Annotated in this window: 10 protein-coding genes; 2 read left to right on the forward strand and 8 right to left on the reverse strand. The window is 74.5% G+C overall.

Features of this window, described 5'->3' with window-relative positions:
- Positions 1 to 38: 38 nt before the first annotated feature.
- Complete coding sequence (locus ACFOVU_RS26360) at positions 39 to 2,336, forward strand: acetate--CoA ligase family protein (protein WP_378537915.1); 2,298 nt, start codon at positions 39 to 41, stop codon at positions 2,334 to 2,336.
- 101 nt (positions 2,337 to 2,437) lie between these two features.
- Here ACFOVU_RS26360 and ACFOVU_RS26365 read toward each other — a convergent pair whose 3' ends face one another.
- From ACFOVU_RS26365 to secA2, 7 genes are all read right to left on the reverse strand, one after another.
- On the reverse strand, positions 2,438 to 2,707 hold the full coding sequence (locus ACFOVU_RS26365; RefSeq protein WP_378537917.1) for a DUF6406 domain-containing protein: 270 nt from the start codon (positions 2,705 to 2,707) through the stop codon (positions 2,438 to 2,440).
- A gap of 236 nt (positions 2,708 to 2,943) precedes the next feature.
- Entirely contained in the window at positions 2,944 to 4,053 is a 1,110-nt protein-coding gene (locus ACFOVU_RS26370; RefSeq protein ID WP_378537919.1) for a barbiturase, read from the reverse strand.
- A gap of 100 nt (positions 4,054 to 4,153) precedes the next feature.
- Positions 4,154 to 6,022: a hydantoinase B/oxoprolinase family protein gene (locus ACFOVU_RS26375; protein WP_378537920.1), complete on the reverse strand. Its 1,869-nt coding sequence runs from the start codon at positions 6,020 to 6,022 to the stop codon at positions 4,154 to 4,156.
- On the reverse strand, positions 6,019 to 8,208 hold the full coding sequence (locus ACFOVU_RS26380; RefSeq protein ID WP_378537921.1) for a hydantoinase/oxoprolinase family protein: 2,190 nt from the start codon (positions 8,206 to 8,208) through the stop codon (positions 6,019 to 6,021). The genes ACFOVU_RS26375 and ACFOVU_RS26380 overlap by 4 nt, the downstream gene beginning before the upstream one ends.
- Before the next feature lie 142 nt (positions 8,209 to 8,350).
- Entirely contained in the window at positions 8,351 to 9,019 is a 669-nt protein-coding gene (locus tag ACFOVU_RS26385; protein WP_378537922.1) for a response regulator transcription factor, read from the reverse strand.
- Positions 9,004 to 10,338 (reverse strand): sensor histidine kinase, encoded by a 1,335-nt coding sequence (locus tag ACFOVU_RS26390; protein WP_378537924.1) that lies wholly within the window; start codon positions 10,336 to 10,338, stop codon positions 9,004 to 9,006. Before ACFOVU_RS26390 ends, ACFOVU_RS26385 begins: the two co-directional genes overlap by 16 nt.
- A 96-nt stretch (positions 10,339 to 10,434) precedes the next feature.
- Positions 10,435 to 12,735 carry an accessory Sec system translocase SecA2 gene (gene secA2 / locus ACFOVU_RS26395; protein WP_378537925.1) on the reverse strand — a complete coding sequence of 767 codons (2,301 nt, stop codon included), beginning with the start codon at positions 12,733 to 12,735 and terminating at the stop codon, positions 10,435 to 10,437.
- A gap of 422 nt (positions 12,736 to 13,157) precedes the next feature.
- Between secA2 and ACFOVU_RS26400 the strand changes: the two genes are divergently transcribed.
- The gene (locus ACFOVU_RS26400; RefSeq protein WP_378537927.1) at positions 13,158 to 14,735 is read left to right on the forward strand and encodes a glycerol-3-phosphate dehydrogenase/oxidase; all 1,578 of its coding nucleotides are present in this window, start codon (positions 13,158 to 13,160) and stop codon (positions 14,733 to 14,735) included.
- Between the two features lie 67 nt (positions 14,736 to 14,802).
- On the opposite strand, the gene ACFOVU_RS26405 is transcribed toward ACFOVU_RS26400, so the two are convergent.
- A complete protein-coding gene (locus ACFOVU_RS26405; RefSeq protein ID WP_378537928.1) occupies positions 14,803 to 15,384 on the reverse strand; it encodes a GTP-binding protein in 582 nt (193 codons plus the stop codon).
- Positions 15,385 to 15,827 lie beyond the last annotated feature (443 nt).

Consider the following 15,827-nt stretch of genomic DNA (forward strand, 5'->3'; position numbering starts at 1 on the left):
CCCTGCTCACCCGCCGCCCCCACCGAAAGGCCACACGCGTGACCCCCATCGACGCCGTTCCGGAACCGCAGGTGAAGGCGCTGATCGCCGCCGCGGGTATCCCCGTGCCGCGCGGCCGGACCGCGCCCGGGGCCCAAGGCCTGGCGCGGGCGGCGGCCGGACTCTCCGCCCCGCTGGTCCTCAAGGCCCATGGGCCCGGCATCGTGCACAAGAGCGAGCACGGAGCCGTGGTGCTCGGCCTCGACGGCCCCGCCGCCGTGGTGGGGGCCGCCGAGCGGATGGGGGCGGCGCTGGCCGGGCGCGGGCTGGTCCCCGCCGGGTTCCTGGTGGAGGAGCAGGTGGGGCCGGGTGTGGAACTCATCGTGGGCGCGGTGCGCGACGCGTCGTTCGGCCCGGTGCTGCTGGTGGGGCTCGGCGGGATCTGGGCGGAGGTGCTGGACGACACGACGCTGCGGCTGTGCCCGATCGACCGCGATGACGCCGAGGCGATGCTCGGCGACCTGCGCGGTGCGGCCCTGCTCAACGGGGCGCGCGGCGCACCGCCGGTGGACAGGGAGGCGCTGGCCGATCTGCTCGTCGCAGTGGGCGGGCCGGGCGGTGTCGTGGAGCGCCTGGGCCCGGTCCTGGGCCAGTTCGAGCTGAACCCGGTCATCGCCGGCCCCGGGGGCGCCGTCGCCGCCGACGCCCGGCTGATCCCGGCCGAGGGCACCCGGGCTCCGGCCGTCCTGCCGGTGCCGGGCCGGGAGGTGCGCGCGGGTGCCGAGCGGAGATCGGCCCCCGGCCCAGAGCCGACGACGGCCTCCGGCGCGCCGCGGGGGCCGGAGCCACTCGCGGCACCGGAGACGGACTTCGGGCCGCTGTTCGCGCCACGCGGCGTGGCCGTTGTGGGGGCCTCGGCCCGCCGGCCCGGGTTCGGCAACATGCTCTTGGGCCAGTACCGGGCGGCGGGGTTTCCCGGGACGCTGCTGGCGGTGCACCCGGAGGCCACCGAGGTCGACGGGGTCCCCGCGGTGCCCTCGCTGCGCGCCGCGGCGGGCCGGGTGGACTATGCGCTGGTGGCGCTGCCCGCGGCGGCCTGCGCCGATGCGGTGCGCGAGGCCGACGGGATCCCGTTCGTCCAGGTGGTCAGCGGCGGGTTCGCGGAGTCCGGCCCGGAGGGGGCCGATCTGGAGCGCGGCCTGCTGGCGGCGGCACGCGGCGTCGGCACACGGCTGCTGGGGCCCAACTGCATGGGCGTCTACTCCCCCGCGGGCGGGCAGACCTTCCTCGGCGGCCCCGCCGCGGAACCGGGGCGCATCGCCCTGCTGTCGCAGAGCGGCGGGCTGGCCGGCGAGGTCGTCTGGGTGGGCGAGCGCCGGGGGCTGCGCTTCTCCCAGGTCGCCACGCTCGGCAACAGCGCCGACGTCTCCCCCGCCGAGCTCGTCCGCCATCTCGACGCCGACCCCGCAACGGGGGTCCTCGGCCTATACCTGGAGGACCCGCGCGACGGTCGGGCGCTGTTCGAGGCGCTGCGGGCGGCGCGGGGGCGGTTGCCCACGGTGGTGCTGGCGGGCGGGCGCAGCGCGCAGGGCCGCCGGGCGGCGGCGTCGCACACGGGGGGCATGGTGGCCGACGACCGCGTCTGGCGGGCGCTGGCGCGGCAGTGCGGGACCGGGCTGGTGCACGGCCAGGACGCGCTGATCGGGGCGCTGGACTTCCTGGAGCTGCACGCCGGCCGCCGGATTGTCGGCGGTGGGCCCGGTGTCCTGGTGGTGGGTCCCAGCGGCGGGGCGGGGGTGCTGGCCGCCGACGCGTTCGACGCGGCGGGGATGCGCCTGGACCCGCCCGGCGAGCGGGCCCGCGCCGCGCTGCGCGCTCTGGGGCTGGGCGCGGGCGCCCCGCTGGGCAACCCGCTGGAGGTGCCGGTGGGGCCCAGGGGCGATCCGCGGCTGCTCGCCCGCGCGGCGGAGGCCGTCGCCCTGGAGCACGGGGTGCCCGATGTGGTGGCGCACATCAACGTGCAGAGCTTCGCCGCCTATGCGGAGGCCGCCGCCCCCGGAGCGACCGCCACCCCGGGAGCGGCCGAGGGCGGTCCCCGAGAAGCGGCGGCGGACGACCCCGCCTTCGCCCGCCTGCCGGACCACGTGGGGGCTCTGGCGGCGCTCCAGGCGGCCCTGCCGGGCACGCGGGTCACGCTGGTGCTGCGCAACAGCGAATGCGGGCCGCCGGAACTGGCCGACCGGCTGCGCGCATCGGCGCGCACGGCCGGCATCCCGGTCTACACGTCGATGGAGGCCGCCGCCTCCGCGGTCGCCGCGGGCAAAGCGGCCCTCTCCGTCGACGACCGGGCGGGGTAGGGGACGGGTCCCGGTGTTCCGGGCACGGTGAGCGGCGCGCGCGGGCGGGGCCGGGCGCGGGGGGGAACGGTATGGGGGGTGCCGCCGGGGGGCGGGTGCGGTCAGCTCACTCGGATGGTGAGCAGGTAGGCCTCAGGGGCGTCGGGGTCGACGATGTCGGTGACCTTCCAGGTCTGGCCCGCCACAGTGAACGTGTCGCCGACGCGGACGTCGATCATGCCGGTCCGGCGCCACTCCCCTGGTCCGCCGATCTTGGCGACGGGACGTCCCTGCTCGTCCACCCAGAACCTGCCGCCGCCGACCGGTCCGCCGGCGAACCGGTCGTTGCGGCCATAGGTGATCTTCTCCTGAGCACCGACTTCGTGAGCCACGTCCGACACTTCTCCCGTCATTCGGGTTGGCCTCCGTCAACATAATGCCGTACCGAAAAGCATTACCGACCATGGATTCCTCATACGGATTCCCAGAATCTTACATCCCGACAATGCAATTGCATAAGGGCTTTCGTCACGCCCCGTGGCCGAATGCCACACCTGACAAGGATTATGCCGTCGCAGGCAAACGCCTCCGACGGCACATAAGGCGAGTTACCGCGGGTAACGGCCGATCAGCCGCCGAGATCCACCACGGCCGCAACCGGCCCGCCGCCCGAAGGCCCCTGGTGCACCGCCGCCACCGAGACGAATACCGCGGGGTCGCCGGTGACCGCCGCGACGACACCGCCGACCGTGGCCTTGATCTGACGGTGCCAATGCACATCCGAATCATCGAGCATGATGTTGCGCCGGCCGCGCACCCGGCCCGTGGGATCCGCCTCGCACTTGAGGAACACGTTCACCAGCCGCCCGCCCAGGTCATCGGGGTGCGGGCGGTCGGGCAGGTCCAGCCCCGCCGAGCGGATCGCCGACCACACGCCGTCGGCGTCCAGCGCGTCCGCCATCACACCGTGCCCCACCCGGAACCGGCCGCCGACCCCGCGCGCGTTGCCCACCACCACGATCTGGGCGCGGTCCAGCTCGACGCCCGAGGAGCATGAGGCCACCGACGAGTACAGCGACAGGTCGGCGTGGATCTGCGCGGCGGAGGGCTCCTCGATCTCCCCGAGCGCCGTGGCGATTCCCAATGCCGTCGTGGAATTGGAGACGTCCATGGATTTGAGGGTGTCCTCGGTGAAGACGTCGTGGCCGCGGGACTTCGCGTCGTTGATCGTGTCCAGGACGAGCAGCGGCGTCTTGGTCTGCACATAATGGACATCGGCGGGGTCGGAGATACCCGCGTCGCGCATAGCGTCGCGCACCCCCGCGGCGACCTTGCGCACCATCGCCGGCCGCCCGATGTCCTCGGGGAGAATGGCCTCGCTCATCGCGACGCCGACGACCACCCGCGGCTCATCGACGGGCGCGTAGCGCCCCTCGGGGGCGTGGGCGAAGACCGTGGCGTGCGGCGCGAGGACGCCGTCGGTCCCGCCCGACCACACCAGCGGCACCCGGGCGATGTCCGCTGCGCCGCGGGTGCCCCTGGCCGCCAGCACCTCCCGGAAGGCGCGGTCGGCGATGATGCGGGTGTAGTCGTTGACACCCCCGTTGCCCTCGGTCTTGCCGATCACCGCCAGGACGTCGTCGGCGGCGAACACGCCGCCGTCGATCAGCCGGGCCAGCCCCGACGCGTCCGTCACGCTCTCGATCGCCACCTTGTGCACTTCGACCGGCCTGGTCATGCGCGACCACCTCGTCTCCTCGTCGTCTTCTGGTCCTCCGCCGACCCCGCCAGCCCCCGCCAACCCCCGGGGGCCCGGGGCCCGCGTCCCGGTAGCCCGCTCACAGGCGGTCCACCTCGGGGAAGGCGGCGCCGCCGGAGAGCACGGCGTAGCCCGGGCCCCGGTCGAAGAACGGGGGGTCGGCCGGGCGGTCGCGGCGCAGCTGGTCGCGCAGCGCATCAACGGCGGCGGGATCGGCGTGCGGGGCGTCGTCGGGACCTTCGACGGGCACCCCGTAGTCCTCGCGAGCGGCCCGGCGCGAGACCTTGCCGCAGCGGACGTCGGCGACGACGGCGCCGACCGGCCGCTCCAGCGGGTCGCCCCACCCGCCGCCGCCGGTGGTGCGGATGCGGATGACCTCCCCGGCGCGTACGGGCTCGCCGTCGACCAGCCCGCCCATCTCGCGCTCCCGGGGGCCGCCGGGGTCGATGGTGACCTGGAAGGGCGCGCCCGCGCGCCCGCCCTTGACGCCCCAGCACGCCAGGATGGACCGGTCGGCGATGGACATGAACGAGGCGTCGCGCAGCATCCGGATGTGCTTCTCATAGCCCAGCCCGCCCCGGTGGTAGCCGGGGCCGCCGGAGTCGCGCGCCAGGCCCAGCCGCTCCACGATGAACGGGAACCGCGACTCGGTGAACTCGGTGGGCAGGTTGCGGGAGTCGGGCACGACGTGGATGGTGTCCTCGCCGTCGGCGTAGTGGCGCCCGCCCGACCCGCCGCCCAGCACCTCGCGCATCAGGTAGGGGGCGCCGTCGGCGCCGGTGCCGTGGAGGCCGGTGTAGCGGATGGTCTCCTGGTCGGCGGGCATCCGGCCGTCGACCGCCTTGGCCAGCACGCCCGAGAGCACGCCCAGCAGCCGCAGGATGACGAAGGTCCGGGCGTTGGTGGGGGCGGGGAACACCGGGGTGAGCAGGGTGCCCTTTTCGGGGAACCGCATCTCGATGAGCGGCACGACGCCCTCGTTGACGTCGAGTTCGGCCATGCGCTCGGGCGAGTCGGCGAGGTTGCGCAGCACCGGCGCCAGCCACTTCTTCAGGAAGTTGCCGTCGGCGTAGTCGCCCGCGTGGTTGATGGGCCCCTTGGCCTGGGGCGAGGTGCCGGTGAAGTCGATGACGAGCCGGCCGGGCACCTTGGTGAGGGTGATGCGCTGGCGGTGCAGCCGGGGGGCGTCGACCCCGTCGTGCTCGGCGTAGTCCTCCCACACGTAGGTGCCGTCGGGGATCTTGGCGAGGATCTCGCGCCGGTAGGTCTCGGTGGTCGTGCGCAGGATCGACTCGAAGCACGCCTCGACCGCGTTCCGCCCGTAGCGGTCGAACAGCTCGGCCAGGCGCCGGGCGCCCATGAGGCACGCCGCGCACTCGGCGTCGAGGTCGGCGGACAGGGATTCGGGCATGCGGGAGTTGCGGACCATGATCCGCAGCGCGGCGTCGTTGCGCACGCCCCGGTCCCACAGCTTGATGGGCGGCACCATCAGCCCCTCCTCGAAGACGGAGGTGGCGCCCGAGGGCATCGACCCGGGGCAGGCGCCGCCGATGTCGTCGTGGTGGCCGAAGGCCTGGACGAACGCCACGACCTCGGGGCCGTGCCCGCTGTCGTGGAACACCGGCACGGTGACGCAGAGGTCGGGCAGGTGGCCGATGCCGCCCTCGGACTCGTAGACGTCGTTGTGGAAGTAGACGTCGCCGGGGCGCATGGCGGCGACGGGGAAGTCCCGGGCGACGGGGTGCACGAGGGCGGAGTAGGAGCGGCCGGTGAGCTTGCGCAGCCGGCGGTCGTGGATACCGGCACGGAAGTCGTGGGCGTCGCGGATCATCGGCGACCGCGACGTGCGCGCGATGGCGGTCTCGACCTCCTTCTCCACCGACGCCAGGGTGCCTTCGACGATGGCGACGAGAACGGGGTCGGCGGCGTTGCGGGGATCAGGTGTCATGGGCGGGCCCCCTGGGCGGTGTCGGCGGTGGCGGGGGCGGCCCCGCCCGCGGCCGGGGCGTGGGCGGCGACGATCAGGGCGCCGGTGCGGTCGGCCTCGGCGGTGAACCCGGGGTGCAGCGGCAGGGTCGCGCCGAACTCCTCGATGACTGCGGGGCCGGTGATCCGGTCGCCGGGGGCGAGCAGGTCGCGCCGGTGGACCGGTGTGGGCAGGGGATCACCGGCGTCGAAGCGGACGGGGCGCTCCCCGGTGCGGGAGCGCGCGGGGCCGCCGTCCCGGGGCGGGGACTCCCGCGCCTCGGGCCGGCGGATCAGGCCGGTGCCCGAGACCCGCAGGTTGACCCATTCGACCTGCTGGCGCGGGTCGTGGCGGAAGTCGTAGCCGTAGAGGCGGCGGTGGGCCTCGTGGAAGGCGCCGGCGACCTCCGCGGTGAGGCGGGCGTCCACGGGGCCCTCGGGCACCGGGACGCGGACCTCGTAGGCCTGGCCGAAGTAGCGGAGGTCGGCGCTGCGCTCGTGGCGCATCCGCCCGGGATCGCCGCCGAACCCCTCGGCGCGCAGGGCGGCCCCGGCCTCGGTGTGCAGGTCGCCGAGCACGGCCGCAACGGCGGCGGGGTCGAGATCGTCGTGGCGGCGGACGAACGTGCGGACGTGGTCGTTCTTGACGTCGACCGCGAGCAGCCCGTAGGCGGAGACGTTGCCGGGGTCGGGCGGCACGACGGCGCCGGCCAGGCCGAGCACGTCGATGAGGGGGCACAGCAGCAGCGACCCGGACCCGCCGAAGGCGGCCAGGTGGAAGTCGCGGACGTCGAGGCCGCGCTGCACGGTGACCCGGCGCAGGGCGTTGGCCTGGTTCCACGCCGAGACCTCCAGGATGCCCGCGGCGGCCTCCTCGACCCCGATCCCCAGCCGCCCCGCGAGCGCGGCGATGCCCGCGCGGGCCGCGTCGGTGTCGAGCGGGATCTCACCGCCGAGCAGGTGCGGCGGGATGCGGCCGAGCACGACGTGGGCGTCGGTGACGGTGGGCTCGGTCCCCCCGTTGCCGTAGCAGATGGGGCCGGGGTCGGCGCCCGCCGAGGCGGGGCCGACCTTGAGGGTGCCCTCGGGGGAGATCCGGGCGATCGATCCGCCGCCCGCGCCTACCGTGACGATGTCGATCATCGGGATCTTGGACGGGTAGGGGCCGACGGAGCCCTCGGTCGTGACGCCGGGCTCCCCGCCGATGACCACGGAGACGTCGGTCGAGGTGCCGCCGCCGTCGAGGGTGAGGATGCGGTCGAAGCCGGCGCGCCCGGCCAGCAGCGCGGCGCCCAGCGCCCCGGCCGCCGGGCCGGAGAGGACGGTGGTGATGGGCCGCTTGACGACCTCGGCGGCCGAGGCGACGCCCCCGTTGGACTTCATGACCAGGAACGGGGGGCGTGCGCCGCCGGCCGGCACCGGTCCGCCCCGGTCACCGTCCGCACCGGGCCCGGGGCCTTCGGCGTCCAGGCGCTCGCCGATGCGGGCGATGTAGCGGGCGACCCCGGGCTTGACCGCGGCGTCGACCAGGGTGGTCACCGAGCGCTCGTACTCGCGGTACTCGCGCAGGACGTCGGAGGAGATGGAGACGGTGGCGGCCGGATGCTCGGCGCGCAGGATCTCGCGCACCCGGCGCTCGTGGGCGGGGTCGGCGTAGGAGTGCAGCAGGCACACCCCGATGGTGTCGATCCCGCGGTCGCGGAACCAGCGGGCGGCGGCCGCGGCCTGCGCCTCGTCGAGCGGGCGCAGCTCGGCCCCGGTGTGGTCGAGCCGGCCGCCGACCGTGCGCACCAGGTCGGCGGGGACGATGCGGTCGGGCTTGACCCAGAAGTAGGAGTTGCCGTAGCCGTCGGGGACCGCCTGGCGGGCGATCTCCAGGACGGCCTCGTAGCCCTCGGTGGTGATGAACCCCAGGCCGCCAGGGCCGAGGCCCTCCAGGAGCAGGTTGGTGGCGACGGTGGTGCCGTGTGACAGCGAGGTGACGGCGGTGTCGCCGCCGAGGGCCGCCAGGACCTTGGCGACGGCGTCCATGAACCCGGCAGACGGGTCGCCGGGGGTCGAGGGGGTCTTGGTGGCGACCAGCTCGCCGGTGTCCTCGTCCAGGGCGACGGCGTCGGTGAAGGTGCCCCCGGTGTCGATCCCGATCCGGACCCGGCGCGTTCCCGCCATGGCGTCCCCTCCGTACGGTGGCGTAGGCGACCGCTTCGGACGCATTCCAACCCACCGCACCGGGCCGGGGAATCGGCACAACCTGCCAATGGAGACCCCGGCCATTGGGCGATCACCGCCCCGGCACCCCGGCGCCCCGGCCTCAGGAGCCGCCGCGCAGGTAGGCGAGGACCGCCAGGACGCGGCGGTTGACGTCGTCGTCGGGCGGGAGGTCGAGTTTGGCCAGGATGTTTCCGATGTGCTTGCCGACCGCGGCCTCGCTCACGTGGAGGCGGCGGGCGATGGCGCCGTTGGAGTGGCCCTCGGCGATCTCGCCCAGGACCTCGCGTTCGCGCTCCGACAGCCGCGCCAGCGGGTCGCGCCGGCGGCGTAGCAGCTGGCGGACCACCTGCGGGTCGACCACCGTGCCGCCGCCCGCCACCCGGCGCAGCACGGCGACGAAGTCCGCGACGTCGGCCACGCGCTCCTTGAGCAGGTAGCCCACCCCGCGGCCGTCGCCGGAGTCGAGCAGGTCGGCGGCGTAGCTCTGCTCCACGTACTGGCTCAGCGCGACCACCGCCAGACCGGGGCGCTCGCGCCGCAGCCGCACGGCCGCCCGCAGGCCCTCGTCGGTGAACCCGGGCGGCATCCGGATGTCGGTCACCACCAGGTCCGGGCCGTGCTCGCGGACGGCCGCGACCAGCTCGTCGGCGTCGCCCACCGCCGCGCAGACGGTACAGCCGAAGCGTTCGAGCAGCCCGGACAGGCCCTCGCGGAGCAGCACCCCGTCCTCGGCCAGGACGATGCGCAAGGGGGTCAGATCTGCCGGCACGGAAGCTCCACTCTCAGTCGGGTCGGCCCGCCTTCGGGGCTGGACAGCAGCATGCGGCCGTCCATGACGGCCACGCGGTCGGCCAGGCCGGTCAGCCCCGTTCCGCGCTGCGGGTCGGCGCCGCCGCGGCCGTCGTCGCCGATCTCCAGGACGAGGCGGTCGCCGTCGAGGTGCGCGCCGACCCACGCCGATTCCGCCCCGCTGTGCTTGACCGCGTTGGCCAGGCCCTCGGCGGCGACGAAGTAGGCGCTGCCCTCGATGTGGGCGGGCAGCCGCTCCGCGAGGTCGGCGCGGACCCGCACGGGCAGCGGGCAGCGGTCGGCGAGTTCGGCCAGGGCGGCGGGCAGTCCCCGGTCGGTGAGGACCCGGGGGTGGATGTTGTGGATCAGCTCGCGCAGGTCGGCGATCACCTCCTTGGCCTGGTCGTGGGCGGCGGCGACCGCGCGCCCGGCCGGGGAGTCGCCGGGCAGGTCGAGGCGGGCCAGCCCGAGCTGCATGGTCAAGGCGACCAGGCGCTGCTGGGCGCCGTCGTGCAGGTCGCGCTCGATGCGCCGCCGCTCGGACTCGAAGGCGTCGACCAGGCGCGCCCGCGACCGGGTGACCTCGACGAGTTCGACGCGCAGCTCCTCGGCTCCGCGCCCAGTGAGCAGGGCGCGGGCCAGCGCGCCGTGCGCCCCGGCGACCAGGGCGAGCAGGTAGGGGGTGGCCACGAGCAGCACCACCCCGATGAGCACCGCCGGCCAGGTCTCCGCCGGCCAGCTGGCCACGATGGGGCCCAGGTTGACCGGCCCTTCGGCGGCGGCCAGCAGTGGGGTCGCGAGCAGCATGGCGGTCAGCAGCGGCAGCCCCCACAGCAGCATCCACGCGGGCAGCAGGAGGCCGCCCAGCGCCATGTAGGCCAGCTCCCGCCAGGTGGCGGGCTCGGTGTAGCGCAGCCGCAGCCACGCCCACAGCCCCGGTGATGCGGGGTCGCGGTGGCCGTCGGCGGCGGGGCGGAGGTCGATCAGCCGCAGCCGCAGCCGCTCCGCCATGGCGGCCGGGAGGGTCGTGAGCGGGCCCAGGCCGCCCACGAGGACGCCCCCGCTGACCAGCAGCCCCACCGACGTCGCCACATCGGGCATGCCGTCCCTGCCCGCGTCGATGAGCATGACGGCGAGGATGACCCAGGGCAGGGCGATGACCAGCAGCGGGAACGCCAGCAGCGACAGGACCGGCGCGGTCGAGAGCGCGTACAGCGCCGACCGCCACGGCCACGCCGTGAGCAGGAATCGGGCCCGCGGCAGCGCCTGCAACGGGGTCCGGGGCGGGGTGTCGGTCACCCGTCAACGCTATGCGCGCGGCACGGGCCGCGCGATCACCCGGGACGGAGTCCCGGGGGTAGGGCAGGCCCTACCCCCGGGCGTCCGGCGCCGAGGTCAGCCCTGCGCGCCCGAGGGGCGCTTGAGCTTGCCGACGAAGTTCTCCAGCTGTGAGGAGAACGGGTGGTCGTGCACCATGTAGGTCCACGTCATCGAGGGCCGCTTGACCCCGATCTCGGCGACGTCGATGGCGCCGTCGGCGGCCTCGGCCTCGCCGAAGGTCTCGGCCGCCCGCGCGCGGGCGCCGTCGAGGAAGCCCTTGAACTCGGGGACGGCGTCGCGGTTGAACTCGTCGAGCGGGTCGCGGCGGCCCAGGAACCGCAGGTGGATGCCTTCGCGCAGCTCGGCGAGGAACGCGTTGTGGTCGGTCCAGCCGCGGTCGAGGTGGTAGAGCGTGATCAGCCGGGCGGCGCGGGCGACTTCGTCGGCCCCGGCGTCCTCGACCAAGTCGGCGTGGTGGGCCGCGCAGTCGACCGCGAGCTGGCGGTCGCCCAGGTCGTCGGTCAGGACGGCCTCGCGGTGCTCCAGCACCACGCTGCGCTGGACGTCGATCAGCTTGTTGTAGCGCCAGGTGTTGCGGTGGATGTCGAGCAGCTGGCCCTCGGACACCCGCTGGGCGTGGTCGACCATCCGCAGCCAGCTGGGGTCGGTGATCTCGCCGTCGCCGGCGGCCTCGTAGCCGCGGGTCTCGGGCGCGTTGTTGGCGACCAGGTCGTCCTCGACGGAGACGAAGAAGGTCGAGGTGCCGGGGTCGCCCTGGCGCCCGGCGCGGCCGCGCAGTTGGTCGTCGAGCCGGCTGCTGGGGTAGCGGCCGTAGCCCATGACGTGGACCCCGCCGGCCTCCACGACGCGGTCGCGGTCGGCCATGTCGCTGCCGCCCAGGCGGATGTCGGTGCCGCGCCCCGCCATCTGGGTGGAGACGGTGATGGCGCCGTGCGTGCCGGCCTCGGCGATGATGGCGGCTTCGTCGGAGTCGTTCTTGGCGTTGAGGACCACGCACTCCAGGCCGGCGTCGGCCAGGCGCTTGGCGAGGAGCTCGGATTCGGCGACGTCCTGGGTGCCGATGAGGATCGGCCGCCCGGTGGCGTGCACCTCGGTGACCTCCTCGATCAGCGCGTCCTCCTTCTCCTCGCGCGTGGCGTAGAGGCGGTCGGGCTGGTCGGTGCGCACGCACGGCTTGTTCGGCGGGATGACCGCGACTTCGAGCTCGTAGAACTCCCGGAGCTGGTCGGCCACCGCCATGGCGGTGCCGGTCATGCCGCAGCGGGTGGGGTAGCGCAGGACCAGGGCCTGGACGGTGATGGAGTCGAGGACCTCGCCGGTCTCGGAGACGTCGACCTTCTCCTTGGCCTCGACCGCGGCCTGGAGGCCGTCGGGCCAGCGCTGGAGCAGGGCGATGCGCCCGCGGGACTCGTTGATGATCCGGACCTCGCCGTCGCGGACCACGTAGTGGACGTCGCGCTGGAGCAGCACGTGGGCGTGCAGGGCGAGGTTGACGCGGGGCAGGACGGAGGTGTCGTCCTCGTCGTAGAGGTCGATGCCGCCCAGCGCCTTCTCGACGGTGTCGATGCCGGTGTCGGTGAGCTGGACGTTGCGGCCTTCGTTGTCGATCTCGTAGTCGGTGCCCGGCTTGAGCGTGCGGACGAGCTCGGCCATCTCGACGTCGGCGTCGGAGTGCTCGGCGGCGCCGGCCAGGACCAGGGGCACGCGCGCTTCGTCGACCAGGACGGAGTCGGCCTCGTCGATGAGCGCGATCCCGGTGTCGGGGACGACGCGGTCGGCGACATCGGTGACCATGCGGTCGCGCAGGACGTCGAAGCCCAGCTCGCTCACCGAGGCGTAGGTGATGTCGGCGGAATAGGCGGTGCGGCGCTCGGCGGGGGTGGACTCCTCGCCGATCCAGGCGACGGCCACGCCGAGCAGGTCGTAGAGGGGCCGCATCCACTCGGCGTCGCGCCGGGCGAGGTAGTCGTTGACGCTCAGCACGTGCACGCGCTGGCCGCGCAGGGCGAAACCGGCCGCCGCCAGAGCGCCGGCGAGGGTCTTGCCCTCGCCGGTGGCCATCTCGGCGATGTGGCCGTCGAGCAGCGCCATCACCCCAAGGAGCTGCACGTCGAAGGGGCGCTCGCCGAGTGCGCGGCGCGCGGCCTCGCGGCCCACGGCGCACAGCTCGACGAGGTCGTCGCGCTCGTAGGGGAGCTCGGCGTTGCCCAGCTCCGCGGCCTTCTCCGTGAGCCGGGCGTCGTCGAGATCGCGCAGCTCAGGCTCGCGGGCCTCGATGGATTCCAGAAGCTTGGTATAAGGCCGCAGGTCCACCGCACCGGGCTTGCCCAGGAGCCGGCGGACGCTCTCTGCCATTCGTCCGAACACCACGCAAGGGTAACGCCGTCGGCGCCGCAGCGGTTCCCCCGCAAGCGGTGGATTTCACGCAATGGCGGCTGCGGCGATGCCGCACCCTGGGCGGCTCCACGGCGTCCCCGACGGGGCCTCCCGCAGGACACTGGGGCTGGACACACCCGTGATCAGGGACGGGAACCGGCGGTCCCGTCGTCCCTTGGATCCGCCCGCTCGAACCTTGGCGCCTCGTTCGGCATTGTCGTACGATGGTCGACATCGGAATGAACAACCGTCCGGTTCCCCGCGTCGACCGCGCACCGGCGGCGCCCGGACCCGGGACCGGACGCGTGGCGGCCCCCGCGGGGGCGGGGCCGCCGCCAAGGCACCCCCGCCCCCGGCCGCACCGCCCACAGCCGCCCCACCGGCCAGCAGAGGAAGCGCCCATGCCCACCACATCGACGCACCGGCGCCCGGCCGCCACCCGCGGCGCCACCCGCGCGGAGATCACCCGCGGCACCTTCGACCTCCTCGTCATCGGCGGCGGCATCCTGGGCACGTCCGTCGCCTGGATGGCCACCCAGGCGGGCCTGCGGGTCGCCATGGTCGACGCCGGCGACTTCGCGGGCGCCACCTCCAGCGCCTCGTCCAAACTCGTCCACGGCGGGCTGCGCTACCTCCAGACCGGCAACGTCCGGCTGGTCGCCGAGAACCACCGCGAACGCCGCGCGCTCTCCGGCGCCGTCGCCCCGCACCTGGTCACCCCGATGCCCTTCCTCGTCCCGGTGTACAAGGGCGGCCCGCACGGCGCCGCCAAGATGGGCGCCGGGGTGTTCCTCTACTCCGCCCTGTCCGCCTTCGGCGACGGGGTGGGCCGGGTGATGTCGCCCGCGCAGGCGCGCCGCCTCGCCCCCGCTCTACGGACCGACGGGCTCAAGGCCGTGGCCGCCTACCACGACCACCAGATGAACGACAGCCGCATGGCGATCATGACCGTGCGCGCCGCGGCCGAGGCCGGCGCCGTCGTGCTCAACCACGCGCGCGTCGTGGGCCTGCGCACCACGCACGGCCGGGTGACCGGCGCCGATCTGCGCGACGGGGTCGACGGCACGGAGTTCGGCGTGGACGCACGGCTCGTGCTGAACGCCACCGGGCCCTGGGTCGACCACCTGCGCCGGATGGAGGACCCCGCTGCGGCGCCGAGCGTGCGGCTGTCCAAGGGCGCCCACCTGGTCCTGCGGACCGACCGCCCCTGGCGGGCGGCGCTGACCATCCCGGTGGACCGGTACCGGGTCTCCTTCGCCATCCCCTGGGAGGACCACCTGCTCCTGGGCACGACCGATGAGGACTACACCGGCGACCCCGCCGATGTGGGGGTGGTCGCCGCCGACACCGGCCAGATCCTCGGCGAGGCCGGCGCCGCCGTGGAAGCGGGCACCCTCGACCCCGGCCGGATCACCTACTCCTTCGCCGGGCTGCGCGTGCTGCCCGGCGGGCCCGGCGCCACCAGCTCGGCCCGGCGGGAGACCGTGGTGACGCTCGGGCGCGGCGGCATGCTGTCGGTGGCGGGCGGCAAGTGGACGACCTACCGGCACATCGGCCGCACCGTGATCGAGCGCCTGCGCAAGGTCCGGGCGGTGCCGCTGGCCGAGGACATGAGCCCGACGCTCAAGACCGTGCCGCTGCCCGGGATCGGCCAGCCCGACGCGGTGGCGCACCGGCTGATGGCCGACCGCGAGCCGCCGGCGCGGATGGACCCGCTGGTGGCGCGGCACCTGGCCACGCACTACGGCAGTGTCGCGCTGGACATCGCCGACCTGGTCCGCGCCGACCCGGCGGTCGGCGAGCGGATCCACCCCGGCGGCCCCGACATCTGGGCCCAGGCGGTGTTCGCCCGCGACGACGAATGGGCGGTGACGGTCGACGACGTGCTGCGCCGCCGCACGACGGTCACCGTGCGCGGCCTGGACGACGCCGCCGTGCGCGAGCGGGTGGCCGCGCTGCTGGCCGCCACGCCGCACTGACCGCGCCCGCCGCCCCGGGCTGCGGGCCGGCCGCGGTGCGGCCGGGCCCGCGGCCCGGGTGCGGGGGTCAGTGCACGAGCTGGCCGCGCTGGCGGGCCTCGACCGCCATGGCGTGCTTGACCAGGGTGACCAGGGTGGCGATGACGGAGTTGCGGTCGCGCGCGTCGCAGCCGACGATCGGGACGTCGGGGGCGAGGTCGAGGGCGTCGCGCAGCTGCTCGGTGGTGTACCCGTGATCGCCGGTGAAGGAGTTGACGGCGATCATGAACGGCAGCCGCTGCTGCTTCTCGAAGTAGTCCAGCGCCTGGAAGCAGTCCTCCAGCCGCCGGGGGTCGGCCAGGATCACCGCGCCGAGGGCGCCGCGCGCGAGGTCGTCCCACATGAACCAGAACCGCTGCTGGCCGGGGGTGCCGAACAGGTACAGGGTGAGGTCGGTATCGAGCGAGATGCGCCCGAAGTCCATGGCGACGGTCGTGGTGGTCTTGTCCGGGGTCGCGGAAAGGTCGTCGATGCCGGCGCTGGCGGCGGTGACCGCCGCCTCCGTGCGCACCGGAGGGATCTCGGAGACCGCACCCACGAACGTCGTCTTGCCGGCACCGAACCCACCGGCGACGATGATCTTCGTAGAGAGCTTCGGTGAATCGTTCACTGGGTTCTCTGGTTCCTCACAGACTGGCTCCAAAGCAGGGGGATACTCGCGAAATCCCCTGCCGCTGAGGGGATGCGGCCCCTGACACGGACGGTTCACGCCACGGACCGAACCTAGCATCGTGAGGTCGCGCAACGACCGCGCCGGGGGATCGGGGCCGCCGCGGCGGCGCCGCCGCGAAGGGGATGTCCGTGCTCTGGAGGTGGGGGTCGGATCCTCGTTGGTCGGGTCGTAGGGCGGAGGTCACGGCGGGGTACGGCGGTGACCGGGCGACGCGCACCGGAGATGCCATGGTGGCCGGGCCGGGGCGCGGGTCCGGACGGGGCACCCGCACCGGGTCGTGTCCGGCAATGCGGGTGGAAGTGATCGTACCCTCACCCGCCACCCGTGTCCGGAACTTCATGGGGTTGTGGATGCGCCGCGCCCTCGGCGGCCGCCGAGGG

The sequence above is a fragment of the Nocardiopsis sediminis genome, from assembly GCF_042650565.1.
Classification (GTDB): domain Bacteria; phylum Actinomycetota; class Actinomycetes; order Streptosporangiales; family Streptosporangiaceae; genus Nocardiopsis_B; species Nocardiopsis_B sediminis.

Bases quoted from the DNA above. Each gene is read 5' to 3' on its own strand.
- ACFOVU_RS26370 (WP_378537919.1), bottom strand. From the start codon at position 4,053: ATGACCAGGCCGGTCGAAGTGCACAAGGTGGCGATCGAGAGCGTGACG.
- ACFOVU_RS26375 (WP_378537920.1), bottom strand. From the start codon at position 6,022: ATGACACCTGATCCCCGCAACGCCGCCGACCCCGTTCTCGTCGCCATC.
- ACFOVU_RS26380 (WP_378537921.1), bottom strand. From the start codon at position 8,208: ATGGCGGGAACGCGCCGGGTCCGGATCGGGATCGACACCGGGGGCACC.
- secA2 (WP_378537925.1), bottom strand. From the start codon at position 12,735: ATGGCAGAGAGCGTCCGCCGGCTCCTGGGCAAGCCCGGTGCGGTGGAC.
- ACFOVU_RS26400 (WP_378537927.1), top strand. From the start codon at position 13,158: ATGCCCACCACATCGACGCACCGGCGCCCGGCCGCCACCCGCGGCGCC.